Origin of the sequence: Nocardiopsis sp. YSL2 (assembly GCF_030555055.1) — a bacterium.
Lineage (GTDB): Bacteria > Actinomycetota > Actinomycetes > Streptosporangiales > Streptosporangiaceae > Nocardiopsis.
In genome coordinates this window covers 2,002,535-2,022,750 of sequence record NZ_JAMOAO010000001.1, presented here as the reverse complement: position 1 = coordinate 2,022,750, position 20,216 = coordinate 2,002,535, and the positions used below count along the sequence as shown (strand labels likewise).

At 76.2% G+C, this 20,216-nt stretch carries 5 protein-coding genes; all 5 read left to right on the top strand.

All coding sequences use genetic code 11. The features are described from left to right. The first annotated feature begins 34 nt into the window (after positions 1-34). The 5 genes from M1P99_RS08690 to M1P99_RS08670 are packed head-to-tail and all read left to right on the top strand — an operon-like array spanning position 35 to position 20,208. Positions 35-9,451, top strand: coding sequence for a non-ribosomal peptide synthetase (locus M1P99_RS08690; RefSeq protein ID WP_304452146.1), 9,417 nt, complete (start codon positions 35-37; stop codon positions 9,449-9,451). Next, on the top strand, positions 9,448-15,801 hold the full coding sequence (locus M1P99_RS08685; RefSeq protein WP_304452145.1) for a non-ribosomal peptide synthetase: 6,354 nt from the start codon (positions 9,448-9,450) through the stop codon (positions 15,799-15,801). The genes M1P99_RS08690 and M1P99_RS08685 overlap by 4 nt, the downstream gene beginning before the upstream one ends. Beyond that, entirely contained in the window at positions 15,801-16,004 is a 204-nt protein-coding gene (locus tag M1P99_RS08680) for an MbtH family protein (protein ID WP_304452144.1), read from the top strand. Before M1P99_RS08685 ends, M1P99_RS08680 begins: the two co-directional genes overlap by 1 nt. Continuing rightward, on the top strand, positions 16,001-19,186 hold the full coding sequence (locus M1P99_RS08675) for an amino acid adenylation domain-containing protein (protein ID WP_304452143.1): 3,186 nt from the start codon (positions 16,001-16,003) through the stop codon (positions 19,184-19,186). Before M1P99_RS08680 ends, M1P99_RS08675 begins: the two co-directional genes overlap by 4 nt. Then, entirely contained in the window at positions 19,183-20,208 is a 1,026-nt protein-coding gene (locus M1P99_RS08670) for an alpha/beta fold hydrolase (RefSeq protein WP_304452142.1), read from the top strand. The genes M1P99_RS08675 and M1P99_RS08670 overlap by 4 nt, the downstream gene beginning before the upstream one ends. The last annotated feature ends 8 nt before the right edge of the window (positions 20,209-20,216 follow it).

The following is a 20,216-nucleotide window of genomic DNA, read 5'->3' as shown; positions in this document are numbered from 1 at the left end:
ACCCGCGTCGACGGCGATCAGGACGGGAGCCCACGTGAGCGAGGACCGGCACGCACGCAGGCGCGAGCTGCTGCGCAGGATGCTGGCCGACGCCGATCTCGGCGCCGGGTCCGGGAACGAGGGCTCCGGCTCCGGAACCCCGGACGCGGGAGCCGGGCGCGGGGGATCCGCGTCGCGGGAGGCGGGGCCGGAGGGCTCCCCGACAGGGGGCTCCGCTCCGGCGGGATCCGCCTCGGAGGGAGCCGGTTCGAAGGAACTCGGACCGGCGGGCCCGGATCCGCGCGCGACGCCCGCCGCGCCGACCGCCCTGTCGTCGGCCCCGCTCTCGTCCGCCCAGCGCCGGATGTGGACGCTCCAGCGCCTGGACCCCCAGGGCACGGCCTACACCCTGTGCGCCGCCGTCGGCCTGTCCGGCCCCCTGGACACTGACGCCCTCCTCGCGGCCGTCGCCGCCGCCTGCGCGCGGCACGAGGTCCTGAACACGGTCTACCCGGACGCCGCCGCCCAGGTCGTCCGCCCGGACCTGGCGCCCGTCCCCGAACTCGTCGACCTGCCCGGTGCCCCCGACCCCGACCGGGCCGTCGCCGACCTGGCCGCCCGCCTGGGCGCGCGCCCCTTCGACCTGGCCGCCGAGGCCCCGATCCGGCTGCGGCTGCTGCGCTTCGCCCCCGACGAGCACGCCCTGCTCCTCGTCGTCCACCACATCGCCTGGGACGACGCCAGCTGGCGGGTACTCCTCACCGACATCGCCGACGCCTACGCGGGCACTCCCGCGACCCCGCCCGCCCTGCGCTACGCGGACCACGCGGCGGCCGAGGCCGACCGGCCGGGGCCCGCGCTCGACTACTGGCGGGACCGGCTCACCCCCGTTCCCGAACCCCTCCGCCTGCCGCTGAGCGGGCGCACGGGGAGCGGCGAACGGGGCGAACGCCGCACACGGGTGCTGTCCGCCGACGTCGCCCAACGCCTCACCCGGGTCGCCCGCGAAGCCGCCGTCACCCCGTTCATGCTGCTCACGGCGGCCACGGCCGCGGTCCTGTACCGCTACACGGGCGCCGGCGACATCGCCCTGGGCACCCCCGTCGTGGACCGCTCCGACCCCCGCACCGCGGACGTGGTCGGCAACTTCGGCAACACGCTCGTCCTGCGCTGCGCCGTGGACGGCTCGCGCGGCTTCGCCGACCTCCTGGCCCACGTGCGCCAGGTGTGCGCGGGTGCCTACGCCCACGCCGACGTCCCCTTCGACCGGCTCGTCGGCGAGCTGGCCCCCGACCGCACGGCCGACCGTTCCGCTCTCTTCGACGTGCTGTTCTCACTGCGCACCGACGTGCTGGACGGGTTCGAGCTGCCCGGTGTCCGCGCACGCGACATCCCCGTGTACAACGGCACCGCCCAGTTCGACCTGGCCCTGGCCGCCGTCCTCACCCCCGACGGCCTCACGCTGGAGGCCACCCACCGCGTGCCCGCCATGGCCGCCGAGACCGCGGACGCGCTGCTGCGCCACACCGACCGGCTGCTGCGGGCCGTGCTGGCCGACCCCGCGCTCCCCCTGGACCGGGTCGACGTGCTCGGCGACGACGAGCGCGACCGCGTCCTGCGCCGGTGGAACGCCACCGAGACGCACGTGCCCGCCACGACGCTGCCCGCGCTGCTGGCCGACCAGGTGGCCCGCACGCCCGACGCCGTCGCGGTCGTGTACGAGGGCCGCCGCCTGACCTACGCCGAGTTCGACGAGCACACCGACCGGCTCGCCGCGGTGCTGCGCGCCCTGGGCGTGGGGCCCGAGCGGACCGTCGCCCTGCTGCTGCCCCGCTCCGTGGAACTGGTCGCCGCGATCTGGGCGGTCCTCAAGGCGGGCGGCGCCTACCTGCCGGTCGATCCGGGCTACCCGGCCGACCGGATCGCCTACATGATCGACGACGCCGCGCCGCAGACCGTGCTCACCGTCGGCGACCTCGCCGACCGGCTGCCCGACCGGGCCCCGCGCCTGCTCCTGGACACGCTCGACACCGGATCCGCCGCTGCGGCCGACGCCGCTCCGGTGGCGGTCGACCCCCTGCACCCGGCCTACGTCATCTACACCTCCGGCTCCACCGGGCGCCCGAAGGGCGTGGTGGTGCCGCACGCCGGGATCGTCAACCGGCTGCTGTGGATGCAGGACGCCTACGGGCTCACGCCGGGCGAGCCGGTCCTGCAGAAGACCCCGTCCAGCTTCGACGTGTCGGTGTGGGAGTTCTGCTGGCCGCTGCTCACCGGGGCGACACTGGTCGTGGCCCGGCCCGACGGACACCGCGACCCCGCCTACCTTGCCGAACTCATCCGCGCCGAGGGCGTCACCACCGTCCACTTCGTGCCCTCGATGCTGCGCGCCTTCCTCGCCGATCCCGCGGTTCCCGAACGCTGCGGGGGGCTGCGCCGCGTGCTGTGCAGCGGTGAGGCGCTGCCCGCCGACCTGGCGGCGTCCTTCCACCGGCTGCTGCCGTCGGTGGAGCTGCACAACCTGTACGGCCCGACCGAGGCGTCGGTGGACGTCTCGGCGCAGATCAGCACACCCGACCCGGACACGCCGACCGTGCCCATCGGCCGCCCCGTGTGGAACACCGCGCTGTACGTGCTGGACCGGAACCTGGCCCCCGTGCCGCCGGGGGTGGCCGGTGAGCTGTACATCGCCGGAGCCCAGCTGGCGCGCGCCTACCTGGGCCGGCCCGACCTGACCGCCCAGCGGTTCGTCGCCGACCCGTACGGGCCGCCCGGCGCGCGCATGTACCGCACCGGCGACATCGCACGGTTCGACCGCGAGGGCGTCCTGGAGTACCTGGGCCGCGCGGACGACCAGGTCAAGCTGCGCGGGCTGCGGATCGAACTCGGTGAGATCGAGGCGGTGCTGGGCGCCCAGCCGGGCGTCAGGGGCGCCGCCGTGGCGGTGCGCGACGACCGGCTCGTGGGCTACCTGGTCGGCGGGAGCGAGGACGCGGTGCGCGAGGGCGCGGCCGCCGCGCTGCCCGACTACATGGTGCCCGCGGTGTTCCACCCGGTCGACGAGCTGCCGCTGAGCCCCAGCGGCAAGCTGGACCGGGGGCGTCTGACCAGGGATCCGGCGTTCGCGCCGGCCGTGGCTGCCAGGCCCGGGCGGGAGCCGCGCACGGACCGCGAACGGCTGCTGTGCGCGCTGTTCGCGGAGGTGCTGCGGCTGCCGGAGGTCAGCGCCGACGACCGGTTCTTCGGGCTCGGCGGCGACAGCGTGCAGGCCATCACGCTGGTCGGCCGGGCGCGCTCGCGCGGCCTGGAGTTCAGCCCGCGCGAGGTGTTCGAGCAGCAGACCCCGGCGGGGCTGGCGGTGCTCGCGCGCGAGGCCGACGCCGCCGCGGGGCACGCGGCCGACGGAGTGGGACCGGTGCCGCCCACGCCCATCGGGGAGTGGCTGCGCGAGCGCAGCGCACCCGGCGGGCACCGCGGGTTCAGCCAGAGCGTGGTCGTCCGGGTGCCCGCGGGAGTGCGGGAGGACGACCTGGCCGGTGCCGTCCGGGCCCTGCTGGACCACCACGACGCGCTGCGCGCACGGCTCGTGCGCGACGGCGGCCCGTGGTGGCTGGACGTGCCCCCTCCGGGCGCGGTGCGGGCCGAGGACGTGCTGGTCCGGGCCCGGGTGGACGACGCGGCGCTCGACGCCGACGCGTTCGACACCGCCGTCGAGGAGCACCGGGCCGCCGCCGAGGCCGCGCTCGACCCGGACGCGGGGGCGATGGTGCGCCTGCGCTGGCTGGACGCGGGGCCGGACCGGGCCGGGCGCCTGGTGTGCACAGCGCACCACCTGGTGGTGGACGCCGTGTCGTGGCGGATCCTGCTGGCCGACCTGGCCGCCGCCCACGCCGCGGTCGCCGCGGGGGAGGAGCCGGGGCTCGACCCCGTACCGACGTCGCTGCGCGGCCACGCCCAGCGCCTCACCGACCGCGCGGCCCGCCTCCCCCGGGGCACCGGTCCCGGCCGTACGCCCCGCGCTCGGGGTGCCGGACGGTTGCCGCTCGCGCGGTCGCTGGACCCCGGAGCCGACACCGCCGCGACCACCCTCCGGCTGGGCCGCGAGGTGGACGCCGAGCGGACCCGAGCGCTGCTCACCGACGTCCCCGCCGCCTTCCGGACCGGTACCGAGGAGGTCCTGCTCACCGCCCTGGTCCTGGCCGCCGCCGAACTGCGCCGCGCCGAGGGCGGGCACGGCACCGCCCTGTCCGTCCACCTCGAGGGCCACGGCCGTGACGGCGGCGACGACCTCACCCGCACCGTCGGCTGGTTCACCCGCCTGTTCCCGGTGCTCCTCGACCCCGGGCTGGTCGACGTGGCCGACGCGCTCACCGGCGGGCCCTCCGCCGGGCGGGCGCTGCGCCGGGTCAAGGAGGCCCTCGCGGCCGGGCGGCGGACCGCCGACGAGCACGGCCTGCGCCGCTACCTGCTCGGCGAGGACACCGGCCCCGCGCCCGAGGTCGCGTTCAACTACCTGGGCCGGTTCACCGGTACCGGCGGCGACTGGCAGCCCGTGAGCCTGCACGCCGGCAGCGACCCCGACCTGCCCCGCGCCCACGCCCTCGAACTCGACGCCGTCGTCCTGGACCACCCGGACGGCCCCCGGCTCACCGCGGACTGGTCCTGGCCGGAGGGCGTCCTGGCCGAGGACGACGTCCGCCTGTTCGCCGACGCCTGGCTCCGGGCCCTGGACGGCCTGGCCGCATACGCCGCCCGCGGCCCCGCCCGGCTCACCCCGAGCGACGTCCCGCTCAGCGGGCTCGACCAGGCCGCCATCGACACCCTGGCCGCCGACGACCCCGGCCTCCAGGACGTCCTCCCCCTCACCCCGCTCGCCGAGGGGCTGCTCTACCACGCCGCCCAGCCCGGCACCGACCTCTACGTGGTCCAGTTCACCGTCGACCTGGACGGCACCGTCGACGAGGAGGCACTGCGCGCCGCCGTCGGACGCGTCCTGCTCCGGCACCCCGTGCTGCGCACCGCGTTCCGCTCCACCCCCGACGGACGTCCGGTCGCGGCCGTCACCGACGCCGTCGGCGACCCGCTGCGCGTGGTCGCCACCGACGACCCCGCCGCCGTGGAACGCGCCGAACGGGAGCGCCCGTTCGACGTCGGCACCGCGCCCCTGCTGCGCCTGTGCCTGCTGCACGGGCCCGTCACCCGGCTCGTCCTCACCTGCCACCACCTGATCCTCGACGGCTGGTCGCTGGCGCTGCTCCTGCGCGAACTGCTCGCCCTCTACGCCGGGGCCGACCTGCCCCCGGCCCCCGACCACCGCGCCCACCCGACCTGGCTGGCCTCCCGCGACGCCCCCGCCGCGCGCCGCGCCTGGGAGCGGGCCCTGGAGGGGGCCGCGCCCACGCTGGTCGCTCCGGAGGAGGCCACCGCGCCACCCGTCCGCACCACCGTCGACCTGCCCGGTGCCGACGCCCTGGCCGCGCTGTGCGCGCGCCGCGGCTGGACCCTCACCACCCTGCTCCAGGGCGCGTGGGGCCTGCTGCTGGCCGGGCGCACCGATCGCCAGGACGTCGTCTTCGGTACCGCCGTCTCCGGCCGGCCCGCCGACCTGCCCGGCGCGGAGTCCATGATCGGGCTGTTCACCAACACCGTCCCCGTGCGGGTCCGCGTGCGGCCCGGCGAGAGCGCGGCCGACCTCCTCGACCGGCTCCAGGCGGAACAGGCCGCCCTCCTGGACCACCAGCACCTGGGCCTGGCCGAGCTCCAGCGCGGGCACGGCACGCTCTTCGACACCCTGCTCGTCGTCGAGAACTACCCCGACGTGCCCCTGGACGCCGGACCCGGTCTGAGCGTCCTGGGAACCGACGGCCGCGACGCCACCCACTACCCGCTCGGGCTCACCGTGATCCCGCGCGGCGGCCGGCTCGCCGTGTCGGTCGACCACCGCGCGCCCGCGTTCGGCGACGGGGCCGCCCGCACCGTCCTGGACCGGTTCGCCGCCCTGCTCACCGCCCTCGCCGAGGACCCCGACCGCCCGGCCGGGGACCTGGACCCCTGGACCGACGAGAGCCGTGCGGCGGTGCCGGTGGGGGAGCGGACCGGGACGGCGACGGCGGGGCCGGACGCCCCGGCCGTGCGCGACCCCCGCGAGACCGTCGTGCGCGAACTGTTCGCCGACGTGCTCGGCGTCGACACCCGCCAGGTCGGCCCCGACGACGACTTCTTCGCCCTGGGCGGGCACTCCCTGCTGGGGATCCGGCTGGCCACGCGCCTGCGGTCGGTGCTCGGCGCGGACCTGCCGGTGGCCGCCGTCCTGGCCGCCCGCACCCCCGCCCGGCTCGCCGCGGCGCTCGGCGGGCCGCCGTCCGCCCGCCCCGAACTGGCGGCGGGGGGCCGCCAGGACACCGCGCCCCTGTCGTTCGCCCAACAGCGGCTGTGGTTCCTGCACCGTCTCGAAGGCCCCTCGCCCGCCTACAACATCGCCGCGGCCCGCCACCTGGACGGGCCACTGGACACCGGGGCGCTGAACGCCGCGCTCACCGACACCGTCGAACGCCACGAGGCGCTGCGCACGGTCTTCCCCGAGGTCGACGGCAGCCCCGTCCAGGTCCTGCGGTCGGCCGCCGACACCGGGCTGGAGGTGCGGTCGAGCACGGCCGACACCGTGGACGCCGACCTGACCGAGGCGGCCCGGTACCCGTTCGTCCTGGCCGCCGAGACGCCCCTGCGCGCCACCCTGTTCCGGCTCGGCGAGCACGAGCACGTCCTGCTGCTGGTGGTCCACCACATCGCCGCCGACGGCTGGTCCCTGGGCCCGCTCATGCGCGACCTCGCCCGCGCCTACGCCGCCCGGAGGACCGGGCGCCCCCCGGAGTGGGAGCCGCTGCCGGTCCGCACCACCGACCACGCCCGGTGGCAGCGCGAGATCCTGGCCGGGGGCGACCAGACGGAGTTCTGGCGGGCGGCGCTCACGGGGCTGCCCGAGGAGACACCGCTGCCCCTGGACCGGCCGCGCCCCCGGGAGTCCCGCTACGACGGAGGGCTCGTGCCCTTCGCCGTCGACGACCGGCTGGCCGCGACCGTGCGCTCGGCCGCCGCCGCGCTCGGGGCCAGCCCCTTCATGGTCTGGCAGGCCGCCCTGGCCGCGCTGCTCACCCGGGCCGGCGCCGGAACCGACATCCCGGTCGGCACCCCCGTGGCCGGCCGGCTCGACACCCGCCTGGACGACGTCGTGGGCCTGTTCGTCAACACGCTCGTCCTGCGGACCGACACCTCCGGCGACCCCGCCTTCCGGGACCTGCTGGACCGGGTCCGCCGCACCGCACTGGCCGCCTACGAGCACCAGGAGGTGCCGTTCGAGCGCGTCGTGGACGCCGTCAACCCGGCCCGCTCCACCGGACGCAACCCCCTGTTCCAGGTCATGCTCGCCTATCAGAACACCGGTGCGGCGGAGCTGGACCTGCCCGGCGTGCGGTCCTCGACGCGGGTGGTGCGGACCGGCGTCGCGCAGGTCGACCTGACCTTCACCGTGGTGGACGGCCCCGACGGGATGGCCGGGTTCGCCGAGTACCGCACGGACCTGTTCGACCGGGCCACGGTCGAGGCACTGGCGTCGGGCCTGACCCGGCTGCTGGAGTCGGTGCTCGCCGACGTGGACGCGCCGCTGTCGGCCCTCGACGACCACGGGCTGCCCCGCTGCCGCCGCCCCGAAAGCCTCGGCCACGAGCCGGGCGGGGAACCGGAACCGGGACAGGCGCCGGAGCAGGCGCCGGAACAGAGCGTTGAGCGCGCACCGGCTCCGCGGTCGGCCCAGGACCGGCTGCGGGCGGTGTTCGCCGACGTCCTCGGCCTGGCGGAGGCCGGTCCGGACGACGGCTTCTTCGCGCTCGGCGGAGACAGCATCGGCGTGATCCGGATGGTCGGCGCCGCACGCTCGGCCGGGCTGCGCATCGACCCCGCGGACGTGTTCGAGCACCAGACGCCCGCGCGGCTCGCCGCGATCGCCGTCCCGGTCGCCGGGGCTGGCGCCGCCGCCGAACCGCAGGAGGCCGCGTTCGGGACGGTCCCGGAGACCCCCGCCCTGGCGTGGCTGCGCGAGCGCGCCGCGGGGAACGCGGACCTGGTCCGGGAATTCGCCCAGACCCTCGTGGTCCGGGTGCCCGAGGACACCGACCGCCGACGGCTCACGCTGGCGCTGCAGGCGGTGCTCGACCGGCACGACGCGCTGCGCGCACGCCTGGAAGCCGGGGACGAGTGGACGCTGCACGTCGGCCCGCCCGGATCCGTGGCCGCCAGTGCCTGCCTGCGCCGGGTCGCGGCACCCGGCCACGACCGGCGCGGGAACGGCCCGCACACCGAGCCATGGGATCGCGACCGCGTCGCCGCCGAGGCCGACCGGGCGCGCGGAGAACTCGACCCCGAACGCGGTCACGTGTTCCGCGCCGTGTGGCTCGACCCCGGGCTCCTCGTCCTCACCGCCCACCACCTGGCCGTCGACGCCGTCTCCTGGCGGGTCGTCCTGTCCGACCTGCGCGCCGCCTGGGACGACGGCGCCCCCGCGCCGCGCCGGGGCACGTCCCTGCGCGGCTGGGCACGGGCCCTGCGCGAACGCGCCGACGGGCCGGCCGTGCTCGCGCACCTCCCGCTCTGGAGGGCGGCCGCCGCCGACCCGGCGCCGCTGCGGCTGACCCGCGAGGTGGACCCCGACCTCGACAGCGCCGCCACCACCCGCCGTCTGACCCTGCCGGCCCGCGACGCCGACGCCCTGCGGCGCACGGCCGAGCTGGTCAACGGCCGCCTGGACGACGTCCTGCTGACCGCGCTGGCGCTGGCCGTCCGCGAGCGGGCCCACGGCCGCGGCGGTGTCCTGGTCGACCTGGAGGGCCACGGCCGCGACGGCGAAGCCGACCTGTCGGCCACCGTCGGCTGGTTCACCAGCTTCACCCCCGCCCGGCTCGACCCGGGCACCGGCGACCCCGTCCGCGCGCTCAAGGCCGTGAAGGAGCAGTTGCGCGCCCTGCCCGACGACCGGCACGCCCACGCGCTCCTGCGCCGCCACGCGCCCCAGGACCCGCTCCGGCCCCGCCTGTGCTTCAACCACCTGGGCCGACTGGACACGGGCACCGAGCCGTGGACGGTCGCCGAGCACACCGCGTCGATCGACGGGGCCGGGCCCTCCCTGCCCGCCCGGTACGCCCTGGAGGTCGACGCCGCCACCCGCCCGCGCGCCGGTGCCGCACCAGGCACCCCGGGCGAACCAGGGGAGGACCTCACCCTCACCCTGCGCTGGCCGGTCGGGGTCCTGGCGGCCGCCGAGGCACGGGCCCTGGCCGACGCCCTCGGGGCCGGCCTCGACGCCCTGGCCGCGGCGGGACAGCGCCCCGACGCGGGCGGACACACACCATCCGACCTCGACCTGGTCAGCCTCGACCAGGACGAGATCGACGAGTTCGAAGCCGAATGGAGCCATCGTTGACCAGGACCGGACTCGACGACATCTGGCCGCTCGCCCCCCTCGCCGAGGGCCTGCTCTTCCAGGCCGAGTCGGCGGACGTGGACGTGTACACCGTGCAACAGGTGCTGGAGGTGGAGGGCGGCCTCGACACCGCCCGCCTGCGCCGCGCGGGCACCGCGCTGCTGCGCCGCCACCCCGTCCTGCGCTCGTGCTACCGGCGCCGGAAGAACGGCACGGCCGTCGCACTGATCCCCACCGCCGTCGACCCCGTCTGGGACGAGGCCGACGTGTCCGCGGACCCCGACCCGGAGGGCGCCGCCCGCGCGTGGGCGGACGCCGAGCGGACGCACCGGTTCGACCTGGGTGAGCCGGGGCTGATCCGGTTCGCCGTCCTGCGCCTGGGCCCGCAGCGGCACAGGCTCGTCCTGACCCACCACCACATCCTTCTCGACGGCTGGTCGCTGCCGGTGCTGGTCACCGACCTCTTCGCGCTCTACGAGGCGGAGGGCGGCGGCGCGGTGCCGCCGCCCGCGACGCCCTACCGCGACCACCTCGCCTGGCTCTCCGGGCGGGACCGCCCCGCCGCCGAGGCCGCCTGGACCCGGGCCCTGGCCGGGCTGCCGGAGCCCACGATGGTCGCCCCCGGCACCTCGGGGGGTGAGATCCCGGAACACGCCGCCGCCACCCTCACCGCGGAGGAGACCGCGGCCCTGGACCGGTGCGCCCGGGAGCTGGGCGTCACCGTCAACACCCTCGTCCAGCTCGCCTGGGGCACCCTGCTCTCGCGTGTGCTCGGCCGCACCGACGTCGTCTTCGGCACCACCGTCTCCGGGCGGCCGCCGGAGCTGCCCGGCGTCGAGTCGATGGTGGGCCTGTTCATCAACACCGTTCCGGTCCGCGTCCGCCTCGACCCCGCCCGGACCGTGGCGCAGACGCTCACCCGGCTGCGCGACGAACAGGCCTCACTCCTGCCCCACCAGCACCTCGGGCTCGCCGACATCCAGCGGGCGGCGGGCGGCGGCGACCTGTTCGACACCCTCGCCGTGTACGAGAACTACCCCTTCGACCCCGACCGCTCCCTGGAGCCGGCACCCGGACTGCGCCTGACCCCCGTGGCCTCCGCCGACGCCACCCACTACCCCCTGGCGCTGACCGCCCTGCCCGGCCAGACCCCCGGTGCCCCGCTCACCGTGCGCCTGTCCCACCGAGCCGACGTCATCGCCCCCGCACACGCCCGGCGCCTGGCCGACGCCGTCGTCCACCTGCTCCGGCAGATCCCCGCCGACCCGGACCGCCCCGTCTGGCGGCTGACCCTGCTCGACGACCGCGGCACCGAGCGGGCGGTCCGGGACCTCAACGCCACCGGCACCTACCCGCGCACCACCCTGACCGCCGAGTTCGCGCGCCGGGTCGCCGAGCGGCCCACCGCCGAGGCGGTCGTGTGCGAGGACGACTCCCTCACCTACGAGCGCCTGGACGAGCGCACCGACCGCATCGCCGCCGCGCTCCAGCGCCGCGGCGTGGGGCCCGAGAGCGTGGTCGCGGTCGCCGTGCCGCGCGGAGTGGAGCTGGTGTGCGCCCTGGTCGGCGTGCTCAAGGCCGGCGGCGCCTACCTGGCCCTGGACCCCGACCACCCCGACGAGCGCCTGGCGTACATGGTCGGCGACGCCGCCCCCGGCTGCGCGCTCACCACCCCCGACCTGGCCGACCGGCTCGCCGGACCGCTCGACGGCGTGCCCCGCCTGCTGCTCGGTGACGAGGAGCGCGACAGCGGCAGCACGCCGACCGCCGAGAGCGCGAGCCCCGCCCCCCGCGGAGCGGCCCCCGGGCGCGCGCGGGCGACGGTCGGGCACGAGGACGGGGACGACCCGCCCCGGCCGGTGGACCTGCGCCCCGAACACCCCGCCTACGTCATCTACACCTCCGGCTCTACCGGCCGCCCCAAAGGAGTCGTCGTCCCGCACGCCGGGGTCGCCAAACTCGTCGCCACGCACACCGAACGCCTGCTCGTCACCCCCGACAGCCGGGTCAGCCAGTTCGCCTCCCCCGGCTTCGACGTCGCCTGGTGGGAACTGGTCCAGGTGATGTGCACCGGCGGCACGCTCGTCATCGTGCCCGCGCACCGCCGCGTCGCGGGCACCGCCCTCACCGACTACCTGCGCGACCAGCGCGTCACCCACGCCATCCTGCCGCCGGCGCTGCTGGCCGCCCTGCCCGACGAGGCCCGCCTGCCCGAGGGGATCTGCCTCCTGGCGGGCACCGAGGAGGTCACCCCCGCCCTGGTCGACCGGTACGCGCCCGGCCGCCGCATGTTCAACGCCTACGGGCCCACCGAGGTCAGCGTGAACTCCACGCTCGGCGCCTGCCGCGCCGGGATGAGCGCGCCCGTACCGATCGGGCCGCCCGACCCCGGGACCCGCGCCTACGTCCTGGACGACGGGCTCAACCCCGTGCCGACCGGGGTCGTGGGCGAGCTCTACCTCGCCGGGGACGGCCTCGCGCGCGGCTACCACGGCCGGGCGGCGCTGACCGCCGAGCGCTTCGTCGCCGACCCCTTCGGGCCGCCCGGCACTCGCATGTACCGCACCGGCGACCTCGTGCGCTGGAACGACGACGACGCGCTGGAGTTCGTCGGCCGCGCCGACGACCAGGTCAAGATCCGCGGCTTCCGGGTGGAGCCGGGCGAGATCTCCGCCGCCCTGCTGCGCCGCCCCGAGGTCGCCGCCGCCGTGGTCGCCGTCCACGAGGAGACCCCCGGGCAGCGCTCCCTGGCCGCCTACCTCGTCGCCGCTCCCGGACACACCGTCGACCCGGACCGGCTGCGCCGCTTCCTGGCCGCCGAGCTGCCCCCCGCGTTCGTCCCCGCGGCGTTCGTGGAACTCGACGCGATCCCCGTCCTGCCCAGCGGCAAGCTCGACCGCTCCGCGCTGCCCGCGCCCGACACCGCCGCCCGCCCCGGCGGACGCGGACCCCGCGACCCGCGCGAGGAGCTGCTGTGCCAGGTCTTCGCCGAGGTGCTGTCGGTGCCGGTCGTCGGCATCGACGACGACTTCTTCGGCCTGGGCGGCCACTCGCTCCTCGTGCCCAGGCTCACCGGCCGGATCCGTGCCGTGCTCGGCGCCGACCTGCCGCTGCGCACGCTCTTCGAGGCGCCCACGGTCGCCGAACTCGCCGCCCGGGTGGACGGCGCCCGCGTCCCGGTCCCCCTGGCCCGCCGCGACCGCCCCGCCGACCTGCCGCTGTCGTTCGCCCAGCAGCGGCTCTGGTTCCTCTACCGGATGGACGGCCCCAACCCCTCCTACAACATCCCCTTCTCCGTGCGCCTCACCGGCCGCCTCGACACCACCGCGCTGTCCGCCGCCCTCGACGACCTGGTCGCGCGGCACGAGAGCCTGCGCACCCTCTTCCCCGACGAGGACGGCACCCCCCGCCAGGTGGTCGTCCCCGCCCCGGCCGTCCCGCTCACCGTGGTCGAGACCACCCCCGACGACCTGGCCGGGCCGCTGTCCGACGCGGCACGGTACGCCTTCCGGCTCGAGGACGAGATCCCCGTGCGCCCCACCCTGTTCAGGCTCGGAGAGGACGAGCACGTCCTGCTCGTCCTGGTGCACCACATCGCCGCCGACGGCGCCTCCGTGCTCCCGCTGCTGTCCGACCTGGACCGGGCCTACCGGGCCCGGCTGGCCGGCCGGGAACCCGACCAGGACCCCGTGGCCGTGCAGTACGCCGACTACGCGCTCTGGCAGCGCGAACTCCTGGACGAGACCCCGGGCGGCCCGCTCGCCGAACAGGTCGGCTTCTGGTCCACGGCCCTGGCCGGACTGCCGGACGAGCTCCCCCTGCCCACCGACCGGCCCCGGCCCGCCGTCGCGGGCCGCGCCGCGGGCGAGGCCCGGCTGCGCATCGACCCGCAGACCCACCGGGCCCTGCGCGACCTGGCCCGCTCCACCGACACCAGCCTGTTCATGGTCTTCCAGGCGGCCCTGGCCGCACTGCTCACCCGGCTCGGCGCGGGCACGGACATCCCCCTGGGCTCGCCCGTGGCCGGACGCGGCGACGACGCCCTGGAGGACCTGGTCGGCTTCTTCGTCAACACGCTCGTGCTGCGCACCGACACCTCCGGGGACCCCGGCTTCCGCACACTGCTCCGCCGGGTGCGTGACTTCGACCTGGCCGCCTACGCCCACCAGGACGTGCCCTTCGAGCGGCTGGTCGAGGAGCTCAACCCGCCGCGCTCGCTGGCCCGGCACCCCCTCTTCCAGGTGATGCTCGCCTACCAGTCCGTGCCCGAGGGCGCCCTCGCCCTCGGCGACCTGGACGTGCGCCCCGAGGACGCCTCCACCGGCGAGGCCAAGTTCGACCTCTCCCTCGACCTGACCGCCGCCGACGGCGCCGACGGGGTGGACGGCGTGCTGCGCTACCGCGCCGACCTGTTCGACCCGGCCACCGCCGAGGCCGTCGCCGCCCGCTACCTGCGCCTGCTGCGGGCGGTCCTGGCCGACCCCGACCGGCCCGTCGGCACGCTCGACCTGCTGGACGCCGACGAGGCCGACGCGGTCCGCGACGCCTGGCACGGCCCCGCCCTGCCCGCGCCGTGTGCCCGCACCCTGCCCGCGCTGTTCGCCGCCCAGGCCGCCCGGACCCCCGACGCCACCGCGGTGGTGTGCGGGACCACCCGGTACACGTTCGCCGAACTGGACGCCCGGGCCAACCGGCTCGCCCACCAGCTGCGCCGACGCGGCGCGCGGCCGGAGCGGATCGTCGCCCTCCAGCTGCCCCGCTCCGCCGAGACCCTCGTGGCGATCCTCGCCGTCCTGAAGTCCGGGGCCGCCTACCTGCCCATCGACCCCGAGTACCCGGCCGAGCGCCGGTCGACGATCGTCGCCGACGCCGACCCGGTGCTCGCCGTCACCACCTCCGACCAGGCCCCGTGCGGCAACGCCGACCTGCTCTACCTGGACCGCACGGACCTGTCGGACGGCTCCGGGCTGCCCGCGGCCCTGCCCGTGGCGGGAGTGGCCGCACACCACCCCGCCTACGTCATCTACACGTCCGGGTCCACCGGGACGCCCAAGGGCGTGGTGGTCGAGCACCGCAGCGTGGTCAACCTGTTCACCTCGCACCGGGAGACCCTCTACCGCCCGGCCGCGGCGCGCGTGGGCGGTCGGGCGCTGCGCGTCGCGCACGCCTGGTCGTTCGCCTTCGACGCCTCCTGGCAGCCGCAGCTGTGGATGTTCGACGGCCACGAGCTGCACATCGCCACCGAGGAGGACCAGCGCGACCCCGACGCGCTGGTGGCGCTGATCGAGCGCGAGGGCATCGACTTCATCGAGGTCACCCCCTCGCACGCCATGCACCTGGCCGCCTCCGGGCTCCTCCGCGACGGCCGCAGCCCGCTGCTCGTGCTGGGTGTGGGAGGCGAGGCCGTGCCGCCGTCGCTGTGGCAGGAGATCGGCGAGCTGGAGTCCACCGAGGGGTTCAACCTGTACGGGCCCACCGAGGCGACCGTGGACGCCCTGTCCGCGAGGGTCGGCGCCACCGCGCGCCCCCAGGTCGGCCGCCCCACCGCCAACACCCGCGCCTACGTCCTCGACGCGGGGCTCAACCCCGTGCCGAGCGGCGTGGTGGGCGAGCTGTACCTGGCCGGGGACGGACTGGCCCGCGGCTACCTCGGCCGGGCGGCGCTGACCGCCGAGCGGTTCGTCGCCGACCCCTTCGGGCCGCCGGGCGGCCGGATGTACCGCACCGGCGACCTGGCCAGGCTGCTGCCCGACGGCGGCCTCGACTACGTGGGCCGGGCCGACGACCAGGTGAAGGTGCGCGGCTTCCGGATCGAACTGGGCGAGGTCACCGCCGCCCTGTCCCGGCTGCCGGGGGTGGCCGCGGCCGCCGCCGACGTGCGTGAGGACCCCGCCGGCCGCCGCTCGCTGGTCGGCTACGTCGTCGCCGAGCCGGGCCCCGGCGCCCCGCCCGTCGACCCGGCCGTGCTGCGCGCCCGCCTGCTGGAGGTCCTGCCGGTGTCCATGGTGCCGGGCGCGTTCGTCGCACTCGACGCCCTGCCCCTCACCGCGCACGGCAAGCTCGACCGTGCCGCGCTGCCCGACCCGGAGCCCGTCCCCGACCACCGCCCGCCCGCCACGCCGCTGGAGGAGCTGATGTGCCGGGTGCACGCCGACGCGCTCGGCGTGGCCTCCGTCGGCGCCGACGACGACTTCTTCGCACGCGGCGGCCACTCGCTCATGCTCGTGCGGCTGCGCGCCCGGATCGAGAAGGAGACCGGCGCGCGCCTGCCCATCGCCGACCTGTTCACCCACACCACCCCGGCCAACCTCGCCGAGCGCGTGGCCGCCGACTCCGGAAGGACCCTGTGATGACCAACCCGTTCGAGGACGAGGACGGCCTCTACCTGGTGCTCGTCAACGACGAGGGCCAGCACTCGCTGTGGCCCGCGATCATCGCGGTGCCCGCGGGCTGGCGGGTGGCCCACGACCGCGACACCCGCCGGGGATGCCTGGAGCACATCGAGCGGACCTGGACCGACCTGCGTCCGGTGAGCGTGCGGGAGGCGGGGTGAGGTCCCTCTACCCGGTCGCCGAGCCCGACCCCGAGCACCGGTTCGACCCCTTCCCGCTCACCGACCAGCAGCAGGCCTACCTGCTCGGGCGCACCGGCGCGTTCGAGCTGGGCAACGTGTCCACGCACGCCTACTACGAGTACGAGGGCGAGCTCGACACCGACCGCTTCACCCTGGCCTGGCGCCGGGCGATCGAGCGGCACGACGCCCTGCGCACGGTGGTCCTGCCCGACACCGGAGAACAGGCGGTCCTGGCCGATACCGGCGAGTTCACCCCCGAGATCGTCGACCTGCGCGGCCGCGACCCCGAACCCGAGCTGCGCCGCGTCCGCGAACGGCTCTCCCACCAGGTCCGCCCGGCCGACGCGTGGCCGCTGTTCTCGGTGGTGGTGAGCCTGCTGGACGAGGGCCGCAGCCGTGTGCACGTCAGCTTCGACGCGCTGATCCTGGACTACCTGAGCTGGCAGCTGCTCATCGCCGACCTGACCCGCTTCTACCGCGACCCCGGTCTGGCGGTCGATCCCCTGCCGATCACCTATCGCGACTACGTGCTGGCCGAGGCCGCGATCGCCGATACCGACCGGTACCGGCGGGCCGAGGAGTACTGGCGCGGCAGGGTCGCGTCCCTGCCCCCGGCGCCCCGGCTGCCCCTGGCCGCCGACCCCGCCACCGTGGACGTCCCCCGCTGGTCCAGCCGCCTGGCCACCCTGCCCGACGAGCGCTGGCGGGCGGTCAAGGCCACCGCCGCCGCCCACGGGCTCACCGCCTCCACGGTGTGCCTGACCGCGTTCGCCGAGGTGCTCGCCGCCTGGAGCGAGTCGGCGCACTTCACCCTCAACGTGCCGCGGATGAACCGGTTCCCCCTGCACCCCGAGGCGAACGCGCTGCTCGGTGAGTTCGCGTCCTTCTCGCTGCTGGAGGTGGACCACCGCGACCCGGACGTGCCGTTCGGTGAGCGGGCCAAGCGGTTGCAGCGCACCTTCTGGACCGACCTCCAGCACCAGGAGTACCCGGGTGTTCGGGCCCTGCGCGACGTCGCCCGGGCCACCGGAGGGGGCCGTCGGGCGCTCATGCCCGTGGTCCTGACCAGCACCATCGGGTTCACACCGGGAGAGGAACCGCTGCTCGGCCACACCCTGCCCCGGGTGTTCGCGGTCACCCAGACCCCGCAGGTGTACCTGGACACCCAGATCGAGGAGTCCCCGTCCGGGCTGGTGTACAACCTGGACTCGGTGGACGCGCTGCTGCCTCCGCGCACCGCCGACGCGATGTGCGCGGACCTCGGACGGATCCTGGACCGGCTCGCCGAGCCCGAGGCGTGGAACGACCCCGACCTCCTCGGGCGGGCCGGGGGATCGGCCACGGGGGCCGACGGACTGCGCGGCCCGGTGGCGCCGATCCCCGACGAGCTGGTGCACGACGCCTTCGTCCGCCAGGCTCGCGCGCATCCCGACCGGACGGCCGTCATCGCCCCCGACCGGACGCTGACCTACGGCGAGCTGTACGGGCTCGCCGCTCGCGTGGCCGTCTGGCTGCGCGCGGGGGGCGCCCGTCCCGGTGCCCCCGTCGCCGTCCTGCTCGACAAGGGCTGGGAACAGGTCGTGGCCGCCTACGGTGTGCTCCTGGCCGGATGCCCGTACCTGCCGCTGGACGCCGCCGCGCCCGCGGCCCGTGTCCACGCCCTCCTCGACCAGGCCGGGACCGACACCGTCCTGGACGCCGACACCCTCGCCAAGGCCCTCACCCTCGCGGACCGGGAGCCGCCGCCCGTGACCGCCGGACCCGGAGACCTGGCCTACGTCCTGTTCACGTCCGGCTCCACCGGGCGGCCCAAGGGCGTGATGGTGGAGCACCGCGGAATGGTCAACGCGCTGGAGGCCACACGCGCGGAGTTCGGTGTCGGACCCGACGACACCTGCCTCGCGGTCACCGCGCTGCACCACGACATGTCGGCGTTCGACCTGTTCGGCGTGCTCGGCGCGGGCGGGACCGTGGTCGTTCCGGCGGCCGACCGCGCGCGCGACGCCGACCACTGGGCGGAGCTGGCCCGGGAACACGGCGTCACCCTGTGGAACTCCGTACCGGCGATGATGGAGATGCTCCTGGCCGCGGGCCCCGCGCCGGGCACGCTCCGCACGGTCTTCCTCGGCGGCGACTGGGTGCCGCCCCGCCTGGCCGCGGACCTGATCGACCAGGTGCCGGGGGTCGGCGTCGTCAGCGTCGGCGGGCCCACCGAGACCACCCTGTGGAACATCTGGCACCGTGTCGCGCCGGCCGATCTCGACCGCGCCACCATCCCCTACGGGCGGCCGATCGCCAACACCGCCTACCACGTCCTCGACGAGCGCGGCCGGGAACGGCCGCCGGGCGTGGTCGGCGAACTCTGCTGTGCCGGGCCGGGCGTGGCACGCGGCTACTGGGACGATCCCGAGCGCACCGCCGCCGCCTTCACCGAGCGCGGGGGCGAGCGGATCTACCGCACCGGCGACCTGGGACGCGTACTGGCCGACGGCGCCATCGAGTTCGTCGGCCGCGCGGACGCCCAGGTGAAGGTGCGCGGCATGCGGATCGAACCGGGGGAGGTGGAGGCCGCCCTGCGCGAGCGGCCGGGCGTGACCGCGGCGGCCGTCGTGGGGGTGCCCCGCTCCGACGGGCGCGGCCATCGCGCGATCGCCGCCCACGTCACGGGCGACGCCGATCCCGACGCCCTGCGCGCCGCGCTCGCCGAGCGGCTGCCCGACCACCTCGTGCCCGCCACCGTCACCGTCGTGGACGAGCTGCCGCTCACCGGCAACGGCAAGGTGGACCGCGCGGTACTGACCGCCCGGTCGCAGGCGGCGTCCTCGATCGGGGAACGCGAGATCGCGACCCCGCGCACGCCGCTGGAGGAGACCATCGCGCAGATCTGGGCGGAGGTCGTCGGCCTCGACACCGTCGGGGTGCACGACGACTTCTTCACCGTCGGCGGAGACTCGGTCGCGGCCACGCGCGTGCTGGTGGAGCTGCGCGAGGCGCTGGACCGGCCCGGCCTGCCGCTGATGGCGCTGCTGTCCACCGGCACGGTCGCCGGGATGGCCGACGCCCTCCTGGCCCAGGACCCGGGCCTGGACCGCGTCGCCGAGCTGTACCAGCATGTCCTGGCACTGTCCGACGACGAAGTGGAAGCAGGTCTGTCCGGATGACACCGTGGTTGCGCCGACTGGACGCCCGCCCCGGCGCGGGCCGCATCCTGCTGTGCTTTCCGCACGCCGGGGGAGCGGCCAGTGCTTACCGGGCCTGGCCCGCGCTGGTGCCGCAGGACGTCGAGCCGTACGCCGTGCAGTACCCGGGGCGCGAGACGCGGATGCGTGAGCCCCTGATCGACACCATGGACGCGCTGGTCAAGGGGGCCCTGGCGGCGATCGAGCCACAGCTGGACCGTCCGGTGACGGTGTTCGGCCACAGCATGGGGGCGTCGGTCGCCCACGAGTTCACGCTCGGGTTGACCCGGCTGCGGCCGGGGCTGGTCGAGCGGCTCGTGGTGTCGGCACGGCCGGGGCCCTTCGCTCAGCGGGCCCCGGCCCGGCCCGTCCACGAGCGCGACGACGCGGGAGTGCGGGCGGCCCTGGACGCGCTCGGTGGGGGAGGCCAGGAGGTCCTGGACCATGCGGAGCTTCGGGAGCTGTTGATGCCGATGATCCGCAACGACTTCCGGCTCATCGAGCGCTACCGGCCGGGCTCCGCCGTGCTCGACGTGGACGTCACCGCGTTCACGGGCGACGCCGACCCGTCGATGCGCTCCGAGCTGGTCGAGGCGTGGGAGGCGGCCACCACGGGCCGGTTCACCGCCCGTGTCCTGCCCGGAGGGCACTTCTACCTGCACGACCACCTGGCGGAGGTCGTCGCCGAGACGACCCGGCCGACGACACCCGAACGCGTCACCCCAGCGAAGGAGCCTCCCATGCCCGATTCCGACGAGATCACCGCAGCCCTCAGCGTCGAGGGGCTGCGCGCCTCCATCGCCGAGGTCCTCGGCGTCGACCCCGCCGAGGTCACCCCGGAGGCGGGGCTGTTCGAGCTGGGGCTCGACTCGATGCGGATGATGCAGTTGTCGGTGCGCTGGCAGGCGCTCGGCCTGGAGGTGCCGTTCGCGGACCTGGCGGAGAAGCCGACCGTCGAGGCGTGGTCGGAGCTGCTGCTCGGCCTGGCGGCCGAGCAGAGCTGAGGGGGCTT

Bases quoted from the DNA above. Each gene is read 5' to 3' on its own strand.
- M1P99_RS08680 (WP_304452144.1), top strand. From the start codon at position 15,801: ATGACCAACCCGTTCGAGGACGAGGACGGCCTCTACCTGGTGCTCGTC.
- M1P99_RS08670 (WP_304452142.1), top strand. From the start codon at position 19,183: ATGACACCGTGGTTGCGCCGACTGGACGCCCGCCCCGGCGCGGGCCGC.